The sequence below is a fragment of the Bradyrhizobium sp. P5_C12 genome, assembly GCF_054049735.1.
Genome location: NZ_JBFULU010000138.1, coordinates 1 through 849, shown reverse-complemented (window position 1 = coordinate 849; position 849 = coordinate 1). Strand labels below are relative to the sequence as shown.

General features: G+C 59.6%; 1 pseudogene. It reads right to left on the bottom strand.

The window, feature by feature from the left end:
- Positions 1–13: 13 nt before the first annotated feature.
- Positions 14–774, bottom strand: a pseudogene (locus tag ACXJMY_RS37975) (IS5 family transposase).
- Between the last annotated feature and the right edge of the window lie 75 nt (positions 775–849).

Here is an 849-nt window from a genome sequence, read left to right as displayed (position 1 = left end):
CTAGGGTCCGGACTCAATTGATCCACCAAGTGATTGCAGCGGCCAGAAGGATTGCGGACAGGAAGATGTCTGCGCGCTTGTCGTATCGGGTTGCGATGCGGCGGAAGTCCTTGAGACGGCAGAACATCCGCTCGATAACGTTGCGACCTTTGTAAGCGGTTTTGTCGTAGCGATGCGGATGCTTGCGGGTCGGATTTGGCGGGATCACGGCCTTGATACGGCGTGCGGCCAGTTCGTCGCGCAAGCTCCTGGCGTCGTAAGCTCGATCGGCCAGCAGACGGCGTGGGTTGCGGACCATGCCGATCAAACCGCGTGCACCGACCAAGTCGTGGGTGTTGCCTGGGGTAATCAGGAAGGCAAGCGGACGGCCGATTTCGTCGGTCAGCGCGTGGATTTTGGTGGTCTGCCCGCCGCGCGAGCGGCCGATTGCATTGTTGAAGGCCCCCCTTTTGCGCCGGCCGCGGAGCGATGGGCTTTGATATAGCTGGAATCCACCGACATCGATCCGTACATGCCGGTCGATCCGGTCAGCGCGTAAAAAATATCCGTCCAGATCCCCTGCCGACTCCAGCGGTTGAAGCGGTTGTAGACCGTCGTGTAGGGGCCATAGACTTCCGGGCAATCGCGCCAGCGCGAGCCAGATTTCAGCATGTGCACGATGCCGCTGATCACGCGTCGATCATCGACCCGATGGGCTCCCTTGCGCCCTCGCGGCAACAACGGCTCAACCCGCCGCCATTCCGCATCGCTGAGCCAGTAGACCTGCTTTGCCATTCAAGCCTCCCTTCCGCTGAGATGCTTGAATCACAAACTAATTTCAGATGGAATCCCTATTGAGTACAGACCCTA